This is a genomic window from Roseateles sp. P5_E4 (assembly GCF_054049255.1).
Window position 1 is genome coordinate 778,220 of the sequence record NZ_JBFUMS010000002.1, and the last position, 23,775, is coordinate 801,994.

Here is a 23,775-nt window from a genome sequence, read left to right on the forward strand (position 1 = left end):
CTCATTGCCCTGCCGGCGGCTCCCAGAGCTCGACCTTGTTGCCATCGGGGTCCATGACCCAGCCGAACTTGCCGTACTCCGAGTCCTGCGGTTCGCCGACGACGTTGCAGCCTTCCACGCGCAGGGCCGCGAGCAGGCCGTGCAGGTCGGCAACGCGGAAATTGATCATGAAAGCCGCCGTGCTCGGCGCAAAGTAGCCGGTGTCGGCCTTGAAGGGGCACCAGTTGGTGCCGCCCGCGCCGCCCGGGTTGTCGGGCGTGGCCCAGGGGAAGGTGACGCCGCCCCAGGCCTCGACGGGCAGGCCGAGGTGCTTGCCGTACCACTCGGCCAGGGCCTTGGGGTCGGGCGATTTGAAGAAGATGCCGCCGATGCCGATCACGCGTTTCATGCGAGCTCCTGAAGTGGCACGATTTCAGCACGCGATGGGGTGCTTGCGCATCAGCCCTGATACGGCCCCTTGACCTCGCCCCAACCCCATTTGGGCATGGTCGCGTCGGCGTCCACCGTCACGCCAGGTTGCGAATTGAGAACGGCCAGACGCGAGCCCCATTCAAGGTAGCCCACCAGCGCGGAGCGGAACTCGGGGTCATCGGGCATGCCGAGCTGATCGGCCGTGTCCAGCAGCAGTGCGACCCAGGCGCGGCGCTGTTCCTGGCTCAGATGGCGGTCGAGATGCTGGCGCACCATGTGCGGATGGCCGCCATGCTCGGCGGAATAGGTGGCCGGCCCGCCCAGCACCTCGGCGAGGAAGGCGGCCACATGAGCCGGATGCTCGCCGTTCATGTGGGCGAAGACGGGCGCGAGCAATGCGTCGTCCTTGACGCGCTGGTAGAAGCGCTCGGTCAGCCGTTGCAGCGCGGGCAGGCCGCCCAGCCAGTCGTAAAGGGTGGGGATCGCGGGATCGCTCATGGGGGTGAGGGCAGTGTGGATGCGCTGGACGTGGGGTTGGCCGTGACCTTCACAAGTCGGTGTTTGCCCGCGGTCAGCCACAGCGCAAACGCCAGCTCGCCCACCAGGACCGGCAGCATGACGGCCGGGAACAGCAGCCTGGCGAACGCCGGCGCCAGCAGCAGCGCGAAGCTGTTGAGCAGATAGGCCAGGCCCGCGAGTGCGAGCAGCCAGCCCAGCACGCGTGGCAGCACGCCGCTGTGAGCGATCAGCGCACCGCAGATGACGCAGGAGAAGCCGAAGAACACCAAGCCGATGGCAAAGCCCTGGCCGTGCAACTGAACCGCCAGCATCGCCAGCGCCTCGCGCTGGGCTGGCGGGAAGGCGGTGCCCATGGCGGGGCCGGTCAGCAGGTCCAGCGCCGCGAGCAACTGCACGCGGTTGGCGACGAGCATGGCCGTCTGCACGAGGTTCAGGCCAGCCGCAGTCAGTGCCAGCGGCTCGTTCACGGGCCGCAGCAGCCGCCACGTCATGACGATGATCGGTAGGTCCAGCACCTGCATCAACAGGTCTGCGCCCAGGCCCAGGCGCCACAACTGCGGGTTGGCGGCGATGCGCTCGGCCGTCGCGGCGGCATCGCCGGCAACGACGAGGCTGCCGCGCACGAAGGCTTCGCTCCACAGCCCGAGCGCAATGATGGCGAGGTAGCAAAGCCCGGAGATGCGCAGTTCGCGCGAGCTCACGCTGATCATGCCGGCCTCACGGCATGCCAGGCCCAGCGGGCCGTGCCGCGCACCAGCCAAGACAGGCCGGCGATGATGCCGCCGACCAGCGTTGGCAGCACGGCGCCAAACGTCCAGCTCATGCCGAGCGCGAAGCCGAAGAGGCTTTCCGGGCGATGGGCTGGCAGCAGTACCGCAAGCAGCAGCATGCCGAAGAAGATCGCCTCGGTCAGCGCCTGGAGCTGGAGGCTGAAGGCCAGCGACAGTGCTGCGCCGGTTAGCAGGGGCAGCGCGAAACCCAGCGCGATTGGCGCCCAGTCCTGCATCGTTGCCGGGCGGCGCGGCAATCGACCAGCCGCCCAGGCGGCCAGGGCCGGCAACAGCAGCAAGCCCCAGGCGTTGGACAGGCCCGGCAGATCGGGGCGCTGCAGCAGATGGTGACTGACGATGCCGCCATGAAGGGCCTCCCAGCCAAGATGCAGGATTTCGGCGAGGCCGGCGAGGGCGGCGAGCGCCAGGCGCGGTGGGGTGATGTAACGCATCCGCCGGAGTGTGGCCGAGGAGATGCGTGGCGGCGGCACGGGCTGCGACCGGCGGCAGGGGCGGGGCGGTCAGCTGCAATGCCGGCCGACAGTCGGCAGGGTGATTAACGGAAGCAACGCCGGGTAACAGCTGTCGGGCTCGCCCGGCTCTAGAGTCGAGGCCTTGCCACGACCGAAGTCCCAGCCCATGCGCCATCGCCTTTTGAGCGTTTCCGTTCCGACTCTGCTGGCCTTGCTGCTCGCGGGCTGTGCCGCGGTGCGCGACGGGCGTGAGGCACGCGGGCGTGACGCGCACATGGCTCAGGCGCCGTCGGTGGCGGGCGTGGCGGAGGAGAGCTTCGGCAAGCCGGCCTGGGGACGCAAGGGCGAGTTCTCGCTGAGCGGCCAGCGCGTGCGCTACGAGCGCGGCGCCGAGCGGCTGGCCTTGTTCGAGCCTTTGCCCGCCAATCTGCGCACGCCCCTTAACTTCAGCTGGCAGGGGTCGGGGGGCGAAAGCTCGACCGTCTGCGAGGCCTGGACACCGGAGTCCAGCGCCAATGGCCGGCTGACTGACAGCAAGCCCTGGGTGCTGAGCTGCCGCTGGGGCAATGCGCCAGCCGCCATGCTGCAGATCGGCGAAGGCCAGATGCGCCGCGGCAAGCTCAGCCGCGAAGGCGCCTACCGCCGCGGCGAGCTGACGGTGGGGCTGCGTTCAGTGCATCTCCACGAAGGCAGCGCGCAGCCGCAAACAGTGGCCACGGGCTACGAGATGCTGCACCAGGGCACCGTCGTCGGCAGCCTGGACCTGAGCGGCAGCCAGCCGCGGCTGCGCCGCCCCGACCCGGCCACACCGTTGGGGCGGGCCGTCACGGAGGCGGCTCTGGCCCTTGCGCTGGCCTGGGAGCCGAGTTGAGCTGAACTGAACTGACGCCAGGAGCGTCAGGTCTCCAGCTTCAACGGCGGTACGCGCCGGCGCAGTGGCTGGGCCTTGACGATGCTGGAGCTGGTCTGGGCGCAATCGGCCAGCCTGTCCAGGGCCTGGTCGAGGTGCTCGATGGAGCGCAGCGCCAGCCGCAGCACGAAGCAGTCGTCGCCGGTGACCTTGTCGCACTCCAGCGCCTCGGGCATGTCCTCGATGCGCTGCTGCACCTGGGCCAGCGCACCGGGCATGGGTCGCACGCGCACGATGGCCTGCAGCGTGAAGCCCAGGGCCACCGGGTCGATGTCGATGGTGAAGGCGCGGATCACGCCGCGCTCGCGCAGGCGCGCCAGCCGCTCCGAGGTGGCGGGCGGCGACAGCCCAATCGCCTCGGCCAGGTCCTTCAGCGGCGCACGGGCGTCGGCGGCCAGGGCGGCCAGCAGCAGGCGGTCGATGTCGTCGATCATGATTAGGTTCGAATGGATAAGTGCCGTCGTTGATTCTGCCGAAGCATCAGATTGCCGTCTTTAATGCATATATCGGCCGGGCTGACCTTGAAACAATGGCATTCCTCGTCATTGCAAGGAAGCACCGTGTCCCCCACTACCCGTGGCGCCCTCGAGATGGGCAGTGCGATGAGCCTGCTGGGCTCGATCGGTTACTTCGTGCTGCTGTCCGGCCTGGCGCCGCTGGACGTCGTGTTCTGGCGCTGCGGCTTCGGGTTGCTGACGTTGGCGCTGATCTGCACGGTGTTGGGCCTGTGGCGCCGGCCGAGCGCGCGGGAGCTCGGGCTGGCCGTGCTGGGGGGTGTGGCCATCGTGCTGAACTGGGTGCTGCTGTTCGGCGCCTACGGCCGGGCCTCGGTGGCCGTGGCCACGGCGGTCTACAACCTGCAGCCCTTTTTGCTGATGGGCCTGGGCGTGGTGTTCTTCGGCGAGCGGCTCAGCGTGGCGCGGCTGGCCTGGGTGGCCCTGGCCTTTGTGGGCATGGTGCTCATCGTGCAGGCACGGCCGAGCGCCGGCTATGTCGGCGGCAACTTCGGGCTGGGCGTGGCGATGGCCCTGGGTGCCGCGGCGCTGTGGGCGGTGGCGGCCGTCGTCGCCAAGCGCCTGAGCGGCATGCCCGCCCCGCTGATCGCCATGATCCAGGTCGCTGTCGGCATGCTGATGCTGGCGCCCTTTGCCGACCTCGGCCACCTGCCGCAGACGGCACTGGGCTGGATGCCGCTGGTGGTGCTGGGCGTCGTGCACACCGGGCTGATGTACGCGCTGATGTATGCCGGCGTGCAGCGCCTGCCGACAGCGCTGCAGGGTGGCCTGTCCTTCCTCTACCCGGTGGTGGCCATCCTCGTGGACTGGCTGGCCCTGGGGCACGAACTGGCGCCGCTGCAATGGCTGGGCGCGGCGGCCATCCTGCTGGGGGCCGCGGGGTTGTTCGTTGGGCCTGTTAGCCCTGCGGAGATGGGTCGCGTTGTGGCCAGAAGGGCCGCAGGCACGACAGCAAACCGCAAGCTGGGTTGATACCCAGCGAGGATTTGCAACACAGCATGCGGCCCTTCTGGCCACAACCCTTCGGGAAGGCCCGCCGCAAGTGGCCACTCGTTGTTGCAGCCCTTGCCCGCACATGAGTGCGGGCTGCACGCTGCGTCTAGATTGGCCCCTTGCGGCGGGCCTTCGCGGCCCATCGCCGCAGGGCTAACAGGCCCTACTTCTCGGCCAGCGCCTTCAGGTTCGCCAGCCCCGCGTCGAAATCCGGCCCGACCATCTTGTCCATGAACAGGCCCATCCAGCGGTAGACCGGGTTGCTGCCCATGTCGCCGTCCATCGACCACGTCACCTGGGTGGCACCGCCGTTGGTCTCGAGGCGGAAATCGCCGGTCGAGGTGGTGCCGAAGTCGGGGAAATAGAGCTCATAGCCCAGGCGCTTGGGCGCCTCGGCCGTCGTGAAGGTCATGCGGCCATCGCCCTGGCTCTTGCTCTTCCAGGCCCAGACGGCGCCGGCGCCCGAGGCGGGGCCGCTGTATTCGATGGCCATGGCCGGATCGCGCTGGTTCCAGGCGCTCCAGGCTTTCCAGTTGCGCGGATCGGCGACGAGGGCGTAGATCTTGTCCGGCGCGGCGTTGATCTTCACCGTACGCGAGAGCGTGTACTTCGGCGACAGCATCAGCCCGCCGCCCACGCACAACACCAGCAGCGCGACGATGGCGATCAGCAGGACCTTGAGCACTTTCATCGGGAGTCTCCCGGGGTGTTGACGTGGCCGCACTGTGGGCGCCCCGCACTGGTCACACAATCCGCACAACTCCTTCCTACAAGCTCATGACGAACTCCGCCGACCTTGCCTCCGTATACGCCGAACAGGGCTATCTCGTCATCCCCGGCTTCAAGACGGCCGCCGACATCGCCGCGCTGCGCCAGCGCGCCTTCGACATCGTCGATGCCTTCGATCCCGGCGAGCAGCGCCCCGTCTTCACCACCGAAGAGCAGCAGCGCCATGTCGACGACTACTTTCTCGACAGCGGCGACCAGATGCGCTGCTTCTTCGAGGAGGAGGCCTTCGATGCCGAGGGCCGGCTGCGCGTCGACAAGGCCCTGGCCATCAACAAGATCGGCCATGCGATGCACGACCTCGACCCGGTCTTCAGCGCCTTTTCCAAAGGCCAGGCGCTGCGCGGCGTGGCGGCCGAGCTCGGGCTGAAGCAGCCGCAGGTCTGGCAGAGCATGTTCATCTTCAAGCAGCCCGGCATCGGCGGTGAGGTGCGCTGGCACCAGGATGCGAGCTTCTTCGAGAGCGACCCCATCACGGTGACCACCTTCTGGTTCGCGCTGGAGGATGCGACGCTGCACAACGGCTGCCTGTGGACCGAGCCCGGCGGCCACAAGGGCGAGCGCGGCGTGCTGCGCGAGCGCTTTGTGCGCGAGGGCCGCAAGGCCTGGATGGAGCAGATCGACGCGACGCCCTGGCCCGCGGCGGACTCCCGGCAAGCCATTCCGCTGGAGGTCGAGGCGGGCTCGCTGGTCGTCTTCCACGGCCTGCTGCCGCATTACTCGGCGGCCAACCGCTCCGATAAATCGCGCCATGCCTACACCCTGCATGTGACGGACGCGGCCAGCCGCTATTCACCGCGCAACTGGCTGCAGCGTGACGGCACGTTGCCGGTGCGGGGTTTTTAAGCCGCGCCCTCACAGCGGTCACAAGTACATACACCCCAAGCCCTTTGTCCTACAAGGCGAAGGAGCTTGCACCGGCATGGCGTGCCGCCAGGTCACCTCACAGTCGGCTCCATCGCAAACGTCGACAACGACGACCGGAGGCCGACATGAAATTCCCGAAATCGATGCACGCCGAGGGCTGGGCCAACCACCTGGAGGAGACCAAGCCCGAGCATCTGCCCGACGCGCTGAAGGCCGGTGGCTCCGCGCCTCTGCACGCCGCCAAGGTCCCCCCCGTCGGCGCGGCGCGATTCAAGCCGACCGGCGTTGGGGCCAAGGTGTCGGCGACGACGCCGCTTCATGCCGAAACGCCGCGTGTCGAGCCGGTTCACGCCCGGCCTCAGCCCGCCACCGCATCGCTGCAGCGTGACCGGCAGATGAGCTGGATGATCCCCGCCGGTGCCGGCGCCGCCCTCATCGCCGCTGTGGCCATCTGGGCCATGAACCGGCCGAGCGAGGCACCCGTCACGCCGCCCGCCATCGTGGTTGGCAGCGCCGAGCCGCAGACCGAAGTCGCCGCCGCCACCCCGGTGCCGGAGACACCGGCCGCGTCACAGGTGGAGGACAGCACGACGACCACCGTCGCCGCCGCGCCAGCACCCGCCGAGCCTGCAGCGACCACTCGTCTGGGCCCGCCGGTGACGACGACCCGGCCGGCCGCTGACGCCCCCGCTGTGGTGGCTCAGGCGCCGGCGCCCGCGGCGCGACCCGACATGGTGTTGCGCGGCGCGCCGACCAGCCCGGCTGCAACCCTGCCGCCACCGACGACCGTGGCCGCCGCGCCAGCGAACGCCCAGCCGCTCAGCGTACCGCCTGGCTCGGCGCCCATCGTGATGCCGCCCACCGCGGCCGGCCCGGCCACGGCGACCCAAACCATGCCGCCCGCGACGCCGCCACTGGCCTCGGCAACGCCTGCTGTGCCTGACACGGTTGCCGGCTCGACGGCGCCTGGCACGTCGCCTCAAGCCCAGGCTCAAGCCCAGCCGCAACCGCCGCAGCAGATCCTGCCGACGGCCGAAGACAGCGGCATCACGGCCAAGGTGCGCATAGCTCTCGCCGCCGATTCAACGCTGGCCGCAGTGCCCATCGCTGTCAGCACCGACCATGGCGTCGTGAAGCTGGAAGGCCAGGCACCCGACAGCCAGACCCGTGAGCGGGCCACCGTCGTCGCGTCCTCAACGGGTGGCGTGAAGGCCGTCGACAACCGCTTGACGGTGCCGCCGGCAGCAGTGGTGAGCCAGGCGCCGACCAGCCTGCAATAAGCGTCCACGCCAATGACAAAGGCGCCCTCAGGGGCGCCTTTTGCGTTTGCGTTGTGGGGCTGGGTTCAGTGGCAGTGCTGGCTGCGGGCGGGCGCCAGTTCGGCATCAATCAGCGCTTCCTCGGTCAACTCGCGGGCCGCCTCGAGCTGCTGGCAGAGTTCGCTGATGCCGTCGTCCCGGCCGCCAGTGACTGCTGGCAGCGGCGCCGCGGCAATCTCGGTGGGCAGGTCAGCCAGGGCGCCGATGAGCTGGAACAGCAGTTCCAGGCTGGCTTCACCGTCCTGCGGCAGGTCGCGCGCGGCACCCAGGCTGCGGGCCAGATACCAGCAGGCTTCGGCCGCGTTGTCGCAGGCCTGGGCCTTGAGTTCAAGGGCGCGATTCCGAGCTTCAGCCTCATCGCGTTCACGATAGGCCTGGGCGATCTCATAGGCACCCAGATCCGCCGGGACGGCATCGTCAAGCGAGAGCGCGGCAAAGTCGAGTTCGTGGGCCATGGGTACTGCGGTGTTCGTGACAGGGCCATCCTAACGGCGGGCCGGCCCGGCAAGTGCCCCCTCACCTCGAGCGGCGTGAAGCAATCGCCGGAACTAAGTCACTATTCAACGCTTCTTCGTGGGACGGGTCCAGCCAGTCAATGCAACTTGTTTGCCGCGGGCGACAGCGAGGTCACCGGGAGTAACGTCCTTGGTGATGGTGGAACCACCGCCAATGGTGGCGCCATTGCCGATCTTGATGGGCGCCACCAGCACGCAGTTGGAGCCGACATGAACGTCATCGCCGATCGTTGTGCGGTGCTTGTTGGCGCCGTCGTAGTTGGCCGTGATCGAACCCGCGCCATAGTTGACACGCTCGCCCACGGTGGCGTCGCCCAGATAGGCCAGGTGGTTGGCCTTGGCGCCCTTGGCCAGCGTCGAGTTCTTGACCTCGACGAAGTTGCCGATGTGCACCTCGGCGCCCAGTTGTGCGCCGGGCCGCAGGCGGGCGAAGGGGCCGATCAGCGCACCCTCGCCAACGCTGGCGCCCGCTGCTTCACCGTCGATGTGGGTGAACTCGTGGATGCGTGCGCCGGCGGCGATGGTCACGTTGCGGATCACGCAGTTGGCGCCAACGCGCACGCCATCGCCCAGGCTCACCTCGCCCTCGAAGACGCAGTTCACGTCGATCTCGACGTCCTGGCCGTGCGTCAGCGTGCCGCGCAGGTCGAAGCGGGCCGGGTCGGCCAGGCGCACGCCGGCGCGCATCAGGCCTTCCGCCTGGCGGACCTGGAAGGCGCGTTCGAGCTGGGAGAGCTGCACGGGGTCGTTGACGCCCAGCACCTCGATCTCGCTGTGGGCCTTGATGCCCAGCACGGGCAGGCCCTCGGCGACGGCCATCGCGACGATGTCGGTCAGGTAGTACTCGCCCTGGGCATTGTTGTTGGTCAGCTGGCCGACCCAGCGCTTGAGCGCTGCAGTGGGCGCGGCCATCATGCCGCTGTAGCCCTCGTGGACGAGGCGCTGCTCAGGCGTGGCGTCCTTGTGCTCGACGATGGCGAGCACGCCGCCGTCATCGGGGTCGCGGATGATGCGGCCGTAGCCGGTGGGATCGGCGAGGTCGACCGTCAGCAGCACCAGGGCGTGGCCGGCGCAGGCGTCGATGAGAGCCTTGGCCGTGGTGGTTTCGATCAGGGGCACGTCGCCGTTCAGGATCAGCGTCGTGCCTTCGCCCAACAGCGCCGGCACGACCTGCTGGATGGCGTGGCCGGTGCCGAGCTGGGGCATCTGGCGCACGAAGGAGATGCCGTCAGCCGAGACGGCCGCCTCGACCTGGTCGGCGCCATGCCCGGTGATGACGATGCGCGCGCTGGCGGCCAGGGGCTCGCAGCTCTTCAGCACATGAGCCAGCAATGAGCGGCCGGCGAGCTTGTGCAACACCTTGGGCGTTGCGGACTTCATGCGGGTGCCCTTGCCCGCCGCCATGATCACGATGTTGAGCGCCATGCCTGCCTTGCGACTACGTTTGAACGAAGCCGCGATTATGGGCAGGCGGGGCGCTGTTCCCTGCTGTCCTCGCCGCTAGCGGACGGCTTGCACGGAGACGCGATGCGATTTCGGGTTGACCTTGGGGAACTCGGCCATGGCCGCGTCGAACAGCGGCGTCAGCAGGGCGTCGCTGCCCATGGTCACGCCCTCGTTGCTGGCATGGGTCTCGAACAGGGCCTCGCCGCTGGCGCGGTCACGCATCAGCAGGGCCACGGCGCGGTCGTAGCGGCGATCGAAGAACGGATCGTGGCGCCAGCCAAAGCCGCTCCAGCCTGGCACATAGCCATAGCGCGGCGAAATGAGGCGGCCGCGCCAGCGCCACCACAGCGGGTCATCCCAGGGCACGGGGTCGTAGGCGGTGACGCGGGCGCCCAGCGTGACGAGCACGTCAGCGCTCTTCGCATCGGCGGCAGGCCTGAAGCCGGCCTTTTCCAACGCGGCCTTGGCGGCGTCTTCCAGCGTGGCCTGGCGCTTGGCGGCTTCCTCGCTCTGCTGCTGCGAGGGCAGGCGGTCGAAGGCATAGCTGCCGGGCTTGCGGTCGGCCGGCCAATTGCCATAACTGGAGACGTCAGCGGAGACCGTGTACGGGCCGGCGCAGCCGGTGAAGGCAGCGACCGAGGCAGCGGCAAGGGTGGCGAGGATCAGGCGGCGGTTCATGACGGCACCTCCATCAACGAGATGCCGTCATTCTGACCCGCTCAGATTGCCCGCGTGTAAATCAGCGTTGCAGCGTGATGACTGAAGCCTGCGCGGGTGTCGCGCAGCTTTCATCGTCGTCGAAGGCGATGTCGCCGTCGGGCTCGGCCCGGCCCGTGGCCTTCATGGTCTCGAACGGGAAGAGCTTCTTGTCCATCATGTGCGAGGGCACGACGTTGCCCATGGCCGTGAAGATGTTGTCGATACGGCCGGGGTAGCGCTTTTCCCACTCGTTGATCATGGCCTTGACCTGCACGCGCTGCAGGTTGTCCTGGCTTCCGCACAGGTTGCACGGAATGATGGGGAACTCGCGGTGTTCGGCCCAGCGCACGAGGTCGGGCTCCTTCACATAGGCCAGCGGGCGGATGACGACGTTCTTGCCGTCGTCGCTCACCAGCTTGGCCGGCATGCCCTTCATGCGGCTGCCGAAGAACATGTTCAGGAACAGCGTCGTGACCATGTCGTCGCGGTGATGGCCCAGCGCGATCTTAGTGGCGCCCAGTTCGCCGGCCACGCGGTACAGGATGCCGCGGCGCAGGCGCGAGCACAGGCTGCACGTCGTCTTGCCCTCGGGGATGAGCTTCTTGACGATGGAATAGGTGTCCTGGTTCTCGATGTGGAAGTCCACGCCGCGCGAACGCAGGTAGTTGGGCAGCACCTCCTCGGGGAAGCCGGGCTGCTTCTGGTCGAGGTTGACGGCGACGAGGCTGAACTTGATTGGCGCGCGCTGCTGCAGGTTGAGCAGGATGTCCAGCATGGCGTAGCTGTCCTTGCCGCCCGACAGGCAGACCATGACCTTGTCGCCGTCTTCGATCATGTTGAAGTCGGTGACGGCCTGGCCGACCTGGCGGTGCAGGCGCTTGGACAGCTTGTTGATCTCAAACGCGGCCTTCTTGTCGGCCGCGGCTTGTTCGGCGAAATCGAGGACGTCAGCGGTGCCCGGCCGCCCGAAACCGCTGACAGCCCCCTCGGGGGGCAGCTCGCCGTGCGAGCGTGGGGGCAAATCAAGTTCAGACATGTTGTTCACCATGCACCCAGTTCGGTGCTGATTGCGACTTCGCAGTCGGGAAAGATTTCGAGCTTGGTCAGCTTCAGGCGCACGCCGACGACGCCGGGCAGGCTCATCAGGCGGTTGCAGAGCTTGCCGAGCAGGGCTTCGACGAGGTCGGTGTGCTCGGCCGTGCACTCGTCGATGATGGCCGTGCGCACGCGGCGGTAGTCCAGCACATGGCCGATGTCGGCGTCGCGCGCGACCACCGGCATGGCGCCGAGGTTGACCTCGGCATCGACCTGGATGGGCTGGGGCCCGGTGCGTTCGAAGTCGAGCACGCCCAGGTTGGCGCGAAAACGCAGGCCCTGCAGATGGATGACCTGGCGGTTGTTGTAGCGCTGCGGCGCGGCGGCGACCTGCGGGCGCAGCGCCAGTTCGATCTGCTTGGCCGCCTGCACGCCATCGGCCAGTGCCGTCTGCACGCAGGGATGCCAGCGACGGCTGGCGTCACCGGCGACGAAGGCGCGTTGGCGCGAGGCCTCGTCCAGCAGCGCAAAGGCGGAAGGCTCGGGCTCGAAGCCCAGCAGTGCGGCGACAAAGTCGAAACGTTCGGCGCCGACAGTGACGCCGCGGTCGTCCGGCAGCAGGGCCTCGGGCAGTGGCGTGGCCAGTTGCACCGTGATGCGGGGGTGGGCGGTCGCCCGCTCGGCCAGGTGGATCTGGGCGCGCCAGCTGCCGCGCGACCAGACAGTCACCTCATGGCCGCGCTCGGCCAGGAAAAGGGCGTTCTCTGCGGCGTTGTCGCCGGCGCCCAGCAGCAGCACGCGCCCTGGCGACAGGGCCTCGCGGCGGGCGGTCAATTGGGAGGCGTCCAGCACGCGCTCATGCGGTACGGCGAAGTAGCGCGCCGGGCGCAACAGGCGCAGGCCGGTGGCGACGAGCAGGGCGCGGGCCTGCACATGCTCGCCGGTGGCCAGTTGCAGGGTCCAGCCTGCGGGCGTGTGGCGGGCGGACTCGGCCCGCGTGCCCAGGCGCAGCGTCATGCCCGGCGTGGCCTGGGCCTGGGCGGCGTAGTGCTCGCCCAAAGCAGCCAGGCGGGCGGCGGGCTCGCCCAGCACCCAGTCCTGGGCGAAGTTCAGGCCGGCCAGCGCGGCGCACAGGCGGGATTCGCGCTCGACGAGCAGGGCCGTCATGCCCATCTGGCCCAGCCAGGACGCGGCGCTGCAGCCGGCGGGGCCGCCGCCGAGGATGGCGACGTCAATGGAGGTGGGGTTGGGCATGGGGTGGTTCGGGCAGAACCGCGAATTATCCCAGTCGCGCCTTTTTCGTGTTCAGGCGTTTGAAGAGGCGCCACCCCAGCAGCGCGGCAAGGATCACGCCGTAGACGGCCGGCTCGGCGAAGTTGTGCTTGCCGGCTCGCATCCAGATGAAGTGCAGCAGCGCGATGACGGAGATGGCGTAGATCGTCTTGTGCAGCGCCTGCCAGCGCTTGGCGCCGAGGGCCTTGATGGCCTTGTTGAAGCTCGTTGCCGCCAGCGGCGCCATCAGCAGCCAGGCGGTGAAGCCCATCAGGATGAAGGGCCGCTTGGCGATGTCGCGGGCGATGTCGGAGAAATCCAGCCCCATGTCCAGCCAGCCATAGGCCAGCAGGTGCAGTGAGGCATAGCTGAAGGTGAACACGCCCAGCGTGCGCCGAAAGCGCGCCAGTGCGGCCAGGCCCGTCAGCTCGCGCAGCGGCGTGATGGCCAGCGTCAGCCACAGGCCGCGCAATGTCCAGTCGCCCAGGCCGCGGATGATGGCTTCGGCCGGGTTGGCACCGAGCCGGTTGGCTACGGCGCCGAAGACCAGCCACGCCAGCGGCGTAAGGCACAGCAGGAAAAGCGCCGGTTTGGCGCCGCGGCTGAGCAGCGCCGCCGTCAACGCACGCCGCATCAGAAATTGCGCTTCAGATCCATGCCCGCATAGAGCTGGCCCACTTGCGCTTCATAGCCGTTGAACATCAAGGACGGCCGCTTCTTGGCGAACAGGCCGTCTTCGCCAATGCGGCGCTCGCTGAGCTGGCTCCAGCGCGGATGGGCCACGGTGGGATTCACGTTGGAATAGAAGCCGTATTCCTGGGGTGCGCTCTCTTCCCAGCTGCTGCGCGGCTGCTTCTCGACGAAGCGGATCTTGACGATGCTCTTGGCCGATTTGAAGCCGTACTTCCAGGGCAGCACGATGCGCACCGGCGCGCCATTCTGGTTGGGCAGCACCTCGCCATACATGCCGAAGGTCAGCAGCGCCAGCGGGTGCATGGCTTCATCCATGCGCAGGCCTTCGAGGTAGGGCCAGTCCAGCACCGACGAGCGCAGCCCGGGCATCTGCGCGCGATCGGCCAGCGTCGTGAATTCGACGAACTTCGCCTTGCCGGTGGGCTCTGCTTTCTTGATGAGCTCTGACAGCGAGTAGCCCACCCACGGGATCACCATGCTCCAACCTTCGACGCAGCGCAGCCGGTAGATGCGCTCTTCCATGGCGCTGAGCTTGAGCAGCGCGTCGAGGTCGTAGCGGCCGGGCTTGGCGCATTCGCCTTCGACGCTGACCGTCCATGGCCGGGGCTTGAGCGTGTGGGCGCGCTCGGCGGGGTCGGCCTTGTCGGTGCCGAATTCGTAGAAGTTGTTGTACGAGGTTGCATCGGCGTAGCTGGTGACTTTCTCCATCACCATCGCACCGGCCACGGCCGAGCGGGCGCCCGGCAGCTTGGGCAGCTTGCCGCCACCTGGCGCGGCCTGGGCCTGGGCCAGAGCCAGCGGTGACGCGGTTGCCAGGCCGAGGCCGGCCAGGGCCGTGCGGCGGTTCAGGTAAACCCGGCGGGGCGTGATCTCGCTGGACAGGGGCTCGTGAAGGGCGGTCGTTCGAATCAGCATGAGGGGCTCTCGGGTCTGTGGGCTGAGGCTGGGTCGGGCCAGGACGGGCGCAACTTACACCGACCGCGTTCTACTTGCTTGAGCGTTGAGCGCATGGCGGCACGTGCAGACCTTGGGCCAGGCATTTGTCGGTATCGCCATTCAGCGCGCGGATCCCGTGGGTACGTTCACGGGAACCTCCAGGATGAACGACGCACCTTGCCCAGGGCCATCGCTATGGACGCTCAAGCTGCCGCCCATCTCCTGTGCGGCCAGAACGCAGCTGTGCAAACCAAAGCCATGCCCGTTCTTGCGCGTGGTGAAACCATGAGAGAAAACGCGGGTCAGATTCTCCGGCGCGATGCCTTCGCCGTTGTCGGTCACCGTGATGCGCAGCACTGGCCCTTCCATCAAAACAGCACCGAGCGTAATGAAGGCGCGTTTGTCCGCGGTCGCGCTCAACGCTTGTTTGGCGTTGCTGATCAAGTTCACCAGTACCTGCAACACGCGATGCCGATCCAGTAAGAGAGCGGGCAAGGTCGGGTAGTTTTTTACAACATCCACTTTGTGACGCGTCAGCGCAACCGTGTGCATGCGCAGCGCGTCGTCCAGCAGTTCGTCCACCTTGGCGGATTCGACAACACGCGGCGTGCCTGCGTATGACTGCTGGGTTGCGATGACCTGTTTGATGTGTTCCACGCTGCCGCACAGCGCGCCCAGTTCAGTCGTTATGGCTTCGTGCTCACCCTCGAGTGTTCGAGCCAGTTCACGCAAATAGGTGGGTAGCAGCTTGCCTTTGCTGTCCTGCGTCAGGAACTGCCCCAAATCCTCGGTATGCGCATCCATCAAAGCCACGGAGCGGGCGAGTCCCTTGAGCTTGGATGCCCGCAACTGGGCGCCAATCAAGTCGGCCGATACGTTGACGCTGTTGAGAACGTTGCCCACGTTGTGCAAAACGTTGGTTGCGATCTCTGCCATGCCGGCGAGGCGTGCCGCAGTCAGCAGTTGGGCCTGCACCTCTTCAATTTTTCGCTCGGCTTCCTTCAGTTCGGATATGTTTTTTGACGTTCCGAAGGTCCCGATCAGTTGACCATGCCGGTCTCTCCAGGGGCTTTTGGTGGTGAGATACCAAACAACGCGCCCATCGGGATGGACGGTTTTCTCGCTCTTTTCGACGATGGGTTTTCCGGTCCGGAGGATTTCTTCTTCATCATGGCTGAATTCACTCGCCCTGTCCTGGCCGTAAAGGTCTGCATCGGTTTTGCCGATCACATATTTTTCAAACTCATCCACGTTGGCCAAATGCGGCGGGAGTGCGTCTTCATCCGTGCCGGGATGTACTGCGCGGTAGCGGCTGATCGATAGTCGCAGCAGGTTATGCAGCTCTGAACGGCTTATTTTGACGAAGCGTGATTTCAAATCCTTGAAGAAGATGGAATCAGGCGAATTCTCCATCAGCGTGCTCAGCAAATCGTGGTGATATGCCAGCGCTGCTTCCGACTGCTTCAGCGCAGTAATGTCCTTGGAGATGCCGAAGGTGCCGATGATGACTCCTGCACTGTTGCGCAGCGGCATTTTGGTACTCAGCGTCCAGGACTCGGCGCGGCCATCCTTCCAGGTTTCCTTCTCCGCTTTGCCAATCATCGGTTGGCCTGTGCGCAGTATTTCCTGTTCATCCTCATAGGCGGGGCGCGCATGCTCTTCGGAAAAAAAATCGAAATCTGTCTTGCCTACCAATGCCGCCGGCGACGCGGCCCCGAATTGCAACGCCTGGGCTTTGCTGCATTTGAGAAAACGGGACTGCATATCTTTGAAATAAATATGATCGGGTGAGTTGTCCAGGAGTGTGCGCAGCAAATCTTGCTCATTGATCTGGGACGCATCCACTGGGCTCTCTGCCGCTGTCGTCTCTGCCGACGAGTTCACGCCTTGATGCGCCTCGGCAAACTGTTGCAAATGCCACTTCTCTGTCAGGGAATGTGACAGCTGGATGACTTCGACGCGGTCAAGAGGCATTTGAAGCGTCAGCCACCTGCTATTCGTTGCTCCCATGGCTTCGAATAACGAGTCAGAGGAAGAAGCGAGCCGCTCCGCGCAAAGCACGATCTGAACTCTGGGATCAATTGCCCAAATTTGGGGGGCTATTTCGACCGCTGTCCATGCCTTCGTTTGAGAGGCGCCTATGAATACCAAGGTATAAGGTTGTGAGGCCAGCAGGGACTGCTGCATAAGGGCAAGGCTGTCGGGGGTGTCGCGGGCGCAGTCCAGTTCGAATTTCCCTTGCGCATGGGCATCTTCGACCAACATGTTGCGAAAGGCGCCGTGAGTGTCGGGATTGCTGTCCACGACGAGAATACGGCCCTTGTTTGGGGCAGGCCATGTTTTCATGATGGGTTGCCTTGCATGAAGTGGCTTCAGATATCGGACACTGGCACTTCGGCTTGCGTTTTTGTCTGTCGCACGGGCAGCGTGACGCGAAACGTGGTGCCTTGACCCACGACACTTTCCACGTCGATGCGGCCGTGGTGTTTCTGCACGATGCCGTAGGACACCGATAGCCCGAGCCCCGTGCCTTTGCCAACGGGCTTGGTGGTGAAGAAGGGCTCGAAAATATGCTTGAGCGTGTCGGGTGGTATGCCAGTGCCCGTGTCGGCCACCTCCATCCACACGTGCGCCCCTTCGGCTCCCGTTCGAATGGCGATGCGGCCACGTTTTTCACCAATGGCGTGAGTCGCATTGACCACAAGGTTCATCACCACCTGATTGATCTGTGAAGGCAGGCATTCAATATTGGGAATGGCGCCATATTCCTTGACCAGATCGGCCTTGTACTTGATTTCGCTGGCGACGATGTTCAGCGTCGAATCGATGCCCTGGTGCAGATCGGCTGATTCCCAGTCTTGCGACGAATCAATGCGGGAAAAGTCCTTCAGATCCTGGACGATCTGGCGCACCCGCACAATGCCTTGCTTGGATTCTCGTATGAGCACTGGAATGTCTTCTTTCAAGAAGTCCAACTCCACACGTTCACGCAGTGCGCGCAGATTTGCAATCACCTCGGGTGCCGTGATGCTGGTTTCTGCGTGTTCATAGGCGGCAATCAGCTCGAATAGTTTTCCGATATATCCATCCAAGGTGCCATGGTTGGAGAAGATATAGCCGATCGGATTGTTTATCTCATGCGCGACACCTGCCGCAAGCTGACCGATGGAGGCCAGCTTTTCTGATTGGATCAATTGCCCTTCCAGATGCTTGCGCTCCCTTATCTCGTTCTGTAAAACTTCGTTGACGGTGAGCAGTTCACTGGTGCGTTCCCGTACCGCGTCTTCCAAAAGGGTGCGGTGCGCCGCCGCATCCTGCATCATTTGCCATTTGGTGGTGAGCGCCGTGGCCAGTTGGAAGACCTCGATGGAATCAAAGGGTTTTTTGAGGATCAGCAGGCGATCGGACACGTCCAGGCGCGCCAAGATATCGGCCCACGAACCGTCGGCATATGCCGTGCAAATAACGACCTGCAAACGTGGGTCGCGCTGCCATAGATGTTCAATGGTTTGCACACCATCCCAGCCGGGCGGCATGCGCATATCCACGAAGGCCATGGCATAGGGCCTGTTTTCGTGGAGGGCGGCCTCTAATCTTGAAAGCCCCTCCTGCCCCTGATAGGCAGAATCGAGTTCAAAGGCGATTTGGGGGAGCGCGCTGTCCTCTTCGCCAAACAAAGCTGCTTCCACGGCGCTGAGTTGCGCGTGTTCCGGCGCTTGCGGCATGAGGATCTTTCGAAAATCCTCGTGGATTGCAGGCATGTCATCCACCAACAGGATGCGACGGTTTTGCGGGGTCTTCATCGCTGGCCCTCCGGATTGGGGACTGATTTTTCAGAATAATTAGAGCAGATTTCCGTAAGGGTATGTCGCGAATGAGATACTGGCTGTGCGCCCGTCTTATGGGAGTGGATTGAAATTTCTGACCGATTGGGCCCATTAGGACGCAGGGCTTCGCTCCTCCGCTCATTACTGGCTGCTGCATCCAGTGCGCAGTGCGCACTTGGCAGCGGCCCGAAGTGGCGGTCATGGTGGGCCCCTGTGCGGCCCGGTGTTCAGAAGCGGAACTTGCTCGGTTTGGCTCACTTGAAGTCCCGACTCTCCGTCGGCAACCGGCCCAGCAGCGGGTTGAGGTTGGTGAAGCCCTGCGCCAGCAGGTGGCGCACATCGCCGTCGCCGCGCTGCCAGACGCCTTCCACGGCCAGCAGCCGTGCGCCGAGGATGGCGCTGCGGTGCTCTTCATAGACCTTGGGCCAGACGATGACCTGCACGTTGCCGGTCTCGTCCTCCAGCGTGACGAACAGGGTGCCCTTGGCCGTCTGCGGCTTCTGCCGCCCGGTGACGATGCCGCAGGCCTTGGCGCGGCGGCCGCTCTTGACGGCGTCGAGCTGCTGGGCGCTGAGCAGCCCTTGCTTGGACAGGCGTGGGCGCAGCAGGGCCAGCGGGTGGCGGCGCAGCGTCAGGCCGGTGGCGGCGTAGTCCCACAGCACCTCCTCGCCCTCGGCGGCGGCGGGCAGTTCGAGGTCGTCCTCGGGCAACAGGCTGCCCTGCAGCAGCTCCGGCATGGCATGCAGGGCCGAGGCCTGCCAGACCTGCTGGCGGCGATGGCCGGCCAGCGACGTCAGTGCATCGGCGGCGGCGAGCTGTTGCATGTCTTGCTGCGTCAGGCGGGCTCGGAAGGCCAGGTCCTGCGGGTGGGCGAATTCGCCGTCGCGAGCGCGAGCCTGCTCGATGCGCTCGGCCGCCTCGTCGCCCAGGCCGCCGACGAGGCGCAGGCCCAGCCGCACGGCGGGTTGGTGCTCGCCCGGTCGGGGCTCCAGCGTGCTGTCCTTGTTGCTGTGGTTCACGTCGATGGCGCGCACCTCGACCTCGTGCCGGCGCGCATCCTGAATGAGCTGGCTGGGCGTGTAGAAGCCCAGCGGTTGCGAGTTCAGCAGCGCGCACAGGAAGGCTGCGGGCTCGTGGCATTTGAGCCAGGAGCTGACATAGGTCAGCAGCGCGAAGCTGGCGGCATGGGACTCGGGGAAGCCGTAGGAGGAGAAGCCCTTGATCTGGCTGAAGATGCGCTCGGCAAACGCGTCCTCATAACCTCGTTCTCGCATGCCCTTGACGACCTTGTCGTAGTACTTCTCCAGCACGCCGGGGCGCTTCCACGCGGCCATGGCGCGGCGCAGCTGGTCAGCCTCCCCGGCGCTGAAGCCCGCGGCAATCATGGCCACCTGCATGACCTGCTCCTGGAAGATGGGCACACCACGGGTACGCCACAGGGCTTCCTTCAGCGCCTCGCTGGGGTACTCCACCTGGTCTGCCGGCAATGCGCGGTTCTTCAGATAGGGGTGCACCATGCCGCCCTCGATCGGCCCGGGGCGGACGATGGCGACTTCCACGACCAGGTCGTAGTAGTCGCGCGGCTTCAGCCGCGGCAGCATCGACATCTGGGCTCGCGATTCGATCTGGAACACACCGATGGTGTCGGCCTTGCAGATCATGTCGTAGGTGGCGGTGTCGTTGTCGGGGATGGTCAGGTCGATGGCCGTGCCGCGCATCGGGTTGACGAGATCGAAGCAACGCCGGATGGCGCTGAGCATGCCCAAGGCCAGCACGTCGACCTTCATCATCTTCAGCTCGTCGATGTCGTCCTTGTCCCACTCGATGACGCTGCGGTCCTTCATCGTCGCGTTCTCGATGGGCACGAGGCGCTCGAGCGTGCCTTCCGTCAGCACGAAGCCGCCCACGTGCTGGGAGAGGTGGCGGGGCAGCCCGTTGAGCTGGCGGCCCAGAGTGATGAGTTGCTGAAGCCGCGGATCGTCGTCCGGCAAGCCAAGCTGCTGCAGCAGCTCGAGGCGGTGCTCCTCGGGCAGCACCTGGGTGGACCAGCCGCTGTGGTCATTGCTCATCACTTCGAGCTGCGCCTCGCTGAAGCCCAGCGCCTTGCCGACGTCGCGGATCGCGCTCTTGGGCCGGTAGCAGATGACGACGGCCGTCAGCGCGGCACGGTCGCGGCCGTATTTCTTGTAGAGGTGCTGGATGACCTCCTCGCGGCGCTCATGCTCGAAGTCGACGTCGATGTCCGGCGGTTCGTTGCGCTCGCGGCTGATGAAGCGCTCGAACAGCAGCGTGCTGCGGTCGGGGTCCACCGATGTGACGTGCAGGCAGTAGCAGACCACGCTGTTGGCGGCCGAGCCGCGGCCCTGGCAGAGGATGCCGATGCTGCGCGCGAAGTCGACCACATCGGCAACGGTCAGGAAGTAGTGTTCGTACGCCAGCTCCTCGATCAGTTCCAGTTCGTCCTCGATGCGGCGCTTGAATTTGTCGGGCACACCGCCCTTGGCTTCTGGCCAGCGCTTGTAGGCACCGGCATAGGTCAGATCGCGCAGGTGCTGGCGCGGCGTGCGACCGGCAGGCACGACCTCGCTGGGGTAGCGGTAGCTGATCTCGTTGAGGCTGAACGTGCAGCGAGCCGCCACCTGCGTCGTCTCTCGCATCAACGCTTGCGGATAGATCTGCGAGATCCGGTAGCGGCTGCGCAGATGGCGCTCGGCATTGGGCTGCAGGTCGAAACCGCACTCGGCCACCGTGCGGCCCAGGCACGTGGCCGTCATCACGTCCTGCAGCGCCTTGCGCGAGCGCACGTGGAAGTGCACGTCACCGGCGGCAACCAGCGGCAGCGCCGTCTCCTCGGACAGCGCCTGCAGCCGCTGCAGCCACAGCGCATCGCTGGCCTCGCGCAGCAGTTCGACGGCGATCCAGGCGCGGCCGGCGAAATGGCGCAGCACCCAATGCGCGGGTGGCGCCAGTTCGGCATCAGGAGCCTCGCGCGGCAGCACGAGCAGGGCCAGGCAGTCGGACAGTTTCTCGGGCGCGATCTGGCGCCAGTGCAGCGTGTACTCGCCTTTGACCGGGCTGGCGCGCCGCAGTCGAGTGATGAACTGGCTGAGGTTGCCGTAGCCGTTGAGGTTCTGCGCCAGCAGCACGAGCTTGAAGCGCGGCGTGCCGGCGTCGTCGCGCACAAGGAACTCGCTGCCGATCAGCAACTGCATCAGCTGCGGTTGCGCAATGTCGTCTTCGGTCTGGCCCGCCTCGCGTGCAACCTCTTTCAGGGCGTGGTGCGCTGCCTCGCGCATCTCCCGCAATTGCTTGTGCGCGCGCACGACGCCCGCCAGCGAGCATTCGTCGGTGATGGCCAGCGCTTCGTAGCCCAGATCGCAGGCACGCTCCACCAGTTCGGCCGGCTCGGACGCGCCACGCAGGAAGCTGAAGGCCGACAGGCAGTGCAGCTCGGCATACCGCGGCACGTCGGTGCGCGAGCCGGGCTGGGCCCGTTGCCACCCATCGGCGGCGCGGCGCAGGTCGGCTTCCGAGGCGATTCCCTGCTCGCGCAGCATCGCCAGCCGCTCGTCGCGGTCCGACATCGGCGGCGTCATGCGAAGACCCCATGCAGGAACCATCCCGATGTGGCCGTTGCCGCGTCCGGCAGGCGCTCGTGATAGACCCACAGCAACCCGCGCGCGGCGCTGCGGTAGACGAAGTAGTCGCGCGTCTGCAGGCCGCCGCGGCCCTCCCACCACCCGGCCTCGATGCGGTGCGGGCCGCTGATTCGCGCCAGCGGCCCGGCGTACAGCGGCTGTTCCTGCGCATCGCAGCGCAGTGGCTGTGGTGGCTCGACGAGCCAGGTCGGCTGCGGCCCGGGTGGAGAGCGCACAGCTACGGAAGGCGGTGCTGGCCAAGGCTGCCAGCGCTGCATTTCGGCCAGCCGATGGTCTTCGCGCAGCCGGCCTTCGCGCACATGGTCGGCGCCCAGGCGCACCGACAACCGCTCCAGCAGCGCATTCGTCGTCGTGCGCTCCTGCGGATCGGCGGGGCCGGGCAACAGGCTGCTGCTGCCTTCCTCCAGCGGCAGCACGGTATCGGCGCTGAGGCGGATTTCGCCGGCTGGCGCGGCCAGTGCCATGCGGCCCAGGTGTTCGGACAGCAGCCTTGTAAGCCGCCTCAGATCGCGCGTCGTGTCCGCCGTGGCCACGGTCAGCTCGCCGCTGTCGGCCACGTCGCGGGGGCGCATCGCGTCGTGCTGCCAGGCCAGTCGCAGCGCACGCACACCGGCATGGCGGGCGGCGAGGAAGGCGCAGAGCTGGCGCAGCAGGGTTTCAGCAAAGTGCAGCAGCACGGGCGCGTGCTCGACGCGGTAGGGCAGCTCCAGCCGGGCGTCGAAGCGATCGGGCAGGGTCAGCCAGCTGTGTATCTCGGGCAGGTCGCCATAGGCCTGGTCCAGCGCCGTCAGCAGCGCCGGGCCAAAGCGCTTGGCCAGTGCCGGGCGAGGCAGCCGGCGCAGCTCGCCCAGGCGCGTGCAGCCCAGGCGGGCCAGCATGGCGTGATGGGCTTGGGCGGCGCTCAGTGCCGATAACGGCAGCGCGTCCAGGCGCTCGCTCAGGCGGCCAGGATTGATGTCGCTGCAACGCGCCAGTGCCAAGGCGCCCAGCGCTGTCGGCGCCCAGGCCATGTCGCCCAGGGCCAAGCCGGCTTGTGTTGCCTGCGTCTGCAGCCGCTGCCGCAGAGCCCGTGCGCCGCGGAACAGCCGCAGGCTGGCCGACACCTCGGCCACCACCGCTTCCTCCAGCCGCGCAACGCGCGGCGTGAAGCTCAGCGCCAGCCAGCCGAGGGCGTCAACATCGCCAGCCGGCGCATCAGGCCTGCAACACAGGGCGAGCCAGCGCATCAGGGCGCTCCATCGGAGGGCTGACCGGAGCCGGCGCGGGCTCCGGCATGGGGGCAGGCAGGGGCTTGCGCTTGGCCGCCGTCAGCAGCGGCTCCACGGCGCCCGGCACGGCGGACAGTTCAAGCCAGCCCTCGTGCGCGGGCCCGCGGCGCTTGAGCAGGTGCACGGCCAGGTCCCAGCCCTCGCCCGGCTGCACGATCAGGCGCAGCGGCGCGGCTGAGGACTGCTGCTGCACGCGCTCCGGCCGCATCAGGAAGGCCGGCGCATCGGAACTCAGCGCATTGACCTGCAGGCGCCGGATCTGCTCCGGCCGCGCCTCGGGCAGCCAGGCCAGCACGGCCACGCGCGACTTGATGGCCTGCTCGGCGGCCCAGAGCGCTTGAGCCGGCGTGCTGGCCTCCACCCAGATCAGTGCCGAGGGTGGCAGGCCCAGGGCCTGCAGGCCCGGCAGATGGGGCGTGTGGGGCGGGTTGATGAGCAGCAGCGAACGCAGCGCCGACGTGACCACGCGTCCGCGACGGCCGGGAGCGGCCGCCGGCAGGGCCTGGGCCGCCCACCAGCCGCTCAGCGCCGGCGCCAGCAGCCGCCACTCCAGCACGCCGGGCTGCGGCGTCAGCAGCTCGGTGACGGCTCGCAGCGGCCAGCCGCCGCCGGGCAGCTCGGCGTCCAGCGCCGCAAAGCCACTGGCCAGCGTCGGGTCGGCGGCGGTGCTCAGGCTGCTGCCGCGCCACAGCCGCCCCTGCAGCCGGGCGTCGTCCAGCGGCAGGGGGACGAGCGGGGGCCGCAAGGCAGCGCAAGGGACGCAGGAGGCGAGAGAAGCGGACAACATGGCCAGGAAACAGGCAGGTCGGGGGAAGAATCCGGAGCTTGAATGAGATCACAAGACTGTATGGATATCCAGTAT

General features: G+C 66.7%; 22 protein-coding genes and 1 pseudogene. 4 read left to right on the plus strand and 19 right to left on the minus strand.

Annotation, left to right across the window (positions count from 1 at the left end; all coding sequences use genetic code 11):
• Position 1: 1 nt before the first annotated feature.
• Genes ACXJLH_RS06205 through ACXJLH_RS06220 form a run of 4 tightly spaced genes read right to left on the minus strand, consistent with a single transcriptional unit; the run spans position 2 to position 2,152 of the window.
• Entirely contained in the window at positions 2-388 is a 387-nt protein-coding gene (locus ACXJLH_RS06205; protein WP_457442982.1) for a VOC family protein, read from the minus strand.
• A 50-nt stretch (positions 389-438) separates the two neighbouring features.
• Positions 439-909: a group II truncated hemoglobin gene (locus ACXJLH_RS06210; RefSeq protein WP_056203082.1), complete on the minus strand. Its 471-nt coding sequence runs from the start codon at positions 907-909 to the stop codon at positions 439-441.
• Entirely contained in the window at positions 906-1,640 is a 735-nt protein-coding gene (locus ACXJLH_RS06215) for a DUF4386 domain-containing protein (protein ID WP_457442984.1), read from the minus strand. Before ACXJLH_RS06215 ends, ACXJLH_RS06210 begins: the two co-directional genes overlap by 4 nt.
• Entirely contained in the window at positions 1,637-2,152 is a 516-nt protein-coding gene (locus ACXJLH_RS06220; RefSeq protein WP_457442986.1) for a hypothetical protein, read from the minus strand. The genes ACXJLH_RS06215 and ACXJLH_RS06220 overlap by 4 nt, the downstream gene beginning before the upstream one ends.
• 187 nt (positions 2,153-2,339) lie before the next feature.
• On the opposite strand from ACXJLH_RS06220, the gene ACXJLH_RS06225 reads away from it, so the two are divergent.
• On the plus strand, positions 2,340-3,044 hold the full coding sequence (locus tag ACXJLH_RS06225; RefSeq protein ID WP_457442988.1) for a hypothetical protein: 705 nt from the start codon (positions 2,340-2,342) through the stop codon (positions 3,042-3,044).
• A gap of 26 nt (positions 3,045-3,070) precedes the next feature.
• Here the strand turns inward: ACXJLH_RS06225 and ACXJLH_RS06230 are convergent, their stop codons facing one another.
• Entirely contained in the window at positions 3,071-3,517 is a 447-nt protein-coding gene (locus tag ACXJLH_RS06230; protein WP_457442990.1) for an Lrp/AsnC family transcriptional regulator, read from the minus strand.
• A gap of 156 nt (positions 3,518-3,673) precedes the next feature.
• Between ACXJLH_RS06230 and ACXJLH_RS06235 the strand changes: the two genes are divergently transcribed.
• Positions 3,674-4,570: a DMT family transporter gene (locus ACXJLH_RS06235; protein WP_457443160.1), complete on the plus strand. Its 897-nt coding sequence runs from the start codon at positions 3,674-3,676 to the stop codon at positions 4,568-4,570.
• A 184-nt stretch (positions 4,571-4,754) separates the two neighbouring features.
• Here the strand turns inward: ACXJLH_RS06235 and ACXJLH_RS06240 are convergent, their stop codons facing one another.
• On the minus strand, positions 4,755-5,282 hold the full coding sequence (locus ACXJLH_RS06240; RefSeq protein ID WP_457442992.1) for an SRPBCC family protein: 528 nt from the start codon (positions 5,280-5,282) through the stop codon (positions 4,755-4,757).
• Positions 5,283-5,368: 86 nt separating this feature from the next.
• Here ACXJLH_RS06240 and ACXJLH_RS06245 point away from each other — a divergent pair, with 86 nt between their 5' ends.
• Both ACXJLH_RS06245 and ACXJLH_RS06250 read left to right on the plus strand, forming a co-directional pair.
• A complete protein-coding gene (locus tag ACXJLH_RS06245) occupies positions 5,369-6,223 on the plus strand; it encodes a phytanoyl-CoA dioxygenase family protein (protein WP_457442994.1) in 855 nt (284 codons plus the stop codon).
• 146 nt (positions 6,224-6,369) lie between these two features.
• Complete coding sequence (locus tag ACXJLH_RS06250) at positions 6,370-7,524, plus strand: BON domain-containing protein (RefSeq protein WP_457442996.1); 1,155 nt, start codon at positions 6,370-6,372, stop codon at positions 7,522-7,524.
• Between the two features lie 65 nt (positions 7,525-7,589).
• Here ACXJLH_RS06250 and ACXJLH_RS06255 read toward each other — a convergent pair whose 3' ends face one another.
• The 13 genes and pseudogenes from ACXJLH_RS06255 to ACXJLH_RS06315 form a co-directional block, all read right to left on the minus strand.
• On the minus strand, positions 7,590-8,018 hold the full coding sequence (locus tag ACXJLH_RS06255; RefSeq protein WP_457350110.1) for a hypothetical protein: 429 nt from the start codon (positions 8,016-8,018) through the stop codon (positions 7,590-7,592).
• A gap of 105 nt (positions 8,019-8,123) precedes the next feature.
• The gene (glmU, locus tag ACXJLH_RS06260; RefSeq protein WP_457323499.1) at positions 8,124-9,503 is read right to left on the minus strand and encodes a bifunctional UDP-N-acetylglucosamine diphosphorylase/glucosamine-1-phosphate N-acetyltransferase GlmU; all 1,380 of its coding nucleotides are present in this window, start codon (positions 9,501-9,503) and stop codon (positions 8,124-8,126) included.
• Positions 9,504-9,578: 75 nt separating this feature from the next.
• Positions 9,579-10,202 (minus strand): DUF4136 domain-containing protein, encoded by a 624-nt coding sequence (locus ACXJLH_RS06265; protein ID WP_056203113.1) that lies wholly within the window; start codon positions 10,200-10,202, stop codon positions 9,579-9,581.
• Positions 10,203-10,263: 61 nt separating this feature from the next.
• Positions 10,264-11,259: a tRNA 2-thiocytidine(32) synthetase TtcA gene (gene ttcA, locus ACXJLH_RS06270; RefSeq protein ID WP_082532988.1), complete on the minus strand. Its 996-nt coding sequence runs from the start codon at positions 11,257-11,259 to the stop codon at positions 10,264-10,266.
• 5 nt (positions 11,260-11,264) lie between these two features.
• Positions 11,265-11,660: a dihydroneopterin aldolase gene (locus ACXJLH_RS06275; RefSeq protein WP_056203616.1), complete on the minus strand. Its 396-nt coding sequence runs from the start codon at positions 11,658-11,660 to the stop codon at positions 11,265-11,267.
• A 312-nt stretch (positions 11,661-11,972) separates the two neighbouring features.
• Positions 11,973-12,512: pseudogene (locus ACXJLH_RS06280) on the minus strand (FAD-dependent oxidoreductase); the annotation flags it as partial.
• 25 nt (positions 12,513-12,537) lie between these two features.
• On the minus strand, positions 12,538-13,164 hold the full coding sequence (locus ACXJLH_RS06285) for a sulfite oxidase heme-binding subunit YedZ (protein WP_457323498.1): 627 nt from the start codon (positions 13,162-13,164) through the stop codon (positions 12,538-12,540).
• Positions 13,164-14,138, minus strand: a complete 975-nt coding sequence (gene msrP, locus ACXJLH_RS06290) for a protein-methionine-sulfoxide reductase catalytic subunit MsrP (protein WP_457350104.1) — start codon at positions 14,136-14,138, stop codon at positions 13,164-13,166. The genes ACXJLH_RS06285 and msrP overlap by 1 nt, the downstream gene beginning before the upstream one ends.
• Positions 14,139-14,279: 141 nt before the next feature.
• The gene (locus ACXJLH_RS06295) at positions 14,280-16,505 is read right to left on the minus strand and encodes a PAS domain-containing protein (protein ID WP_457442998.1); all 2,226 of its coding nucleotides are present in this window, start codon (positions 16,503-16,505) and stop codon (positions 14,280-14,282) included.
• Positions 16,506-16,531: 26 nt separating this feature from the next.
• Positions 16,532-17,962, minus strand: coding sequence for an ATP-binding protein (locus ACXJLH_RS06300; protein WP_056203135.1), 1,431 nt, complete (start codon positions 17,960-17,962; stop codon positions 16,532-16,534).
• Between the two features lie 278 nt (positions 17,963-18,240).
• Entirely contained in the window at positions 18,241-21,582 is a 3,342-nt protein-coding gene (locus tag ACXJLH_RS06305) for an error-prone DNA polymerase (RefSeq protein WP_457443000.1), read from the minus strand.
• On the minus strand, positions 21,579-22,871 hold the full coding sequence (locus ACXJLH_RS06310) for a Y-family DNA polymerase (protein WP_457443002.1): 1,293 nt from the start codon (positions 22,869-22,871) through the stop codon (positions 21,579-21,581). The genes ACXJLH_RS06305 and ACXJLH_RS06310 overlap by 4 nt, the downstream gene beginning before the upstream one ends.
• Entirely contained in the window at positions 22,840-23,658 is an 819-nt protein-coding gene (locus tag ACXJLH_RS06315; protein WP_457350095.1) for a translesion DNA synthesis-associated protein ImuA, read from the minus strand. The genes ACXJLH_RS06310 and ACXJLH_RS06315 overlap by 32 nt, the downstream gene beginning before the upstream one ends.
• Positions 23,659-23,775: the final 117 nt, after the last annotated feature.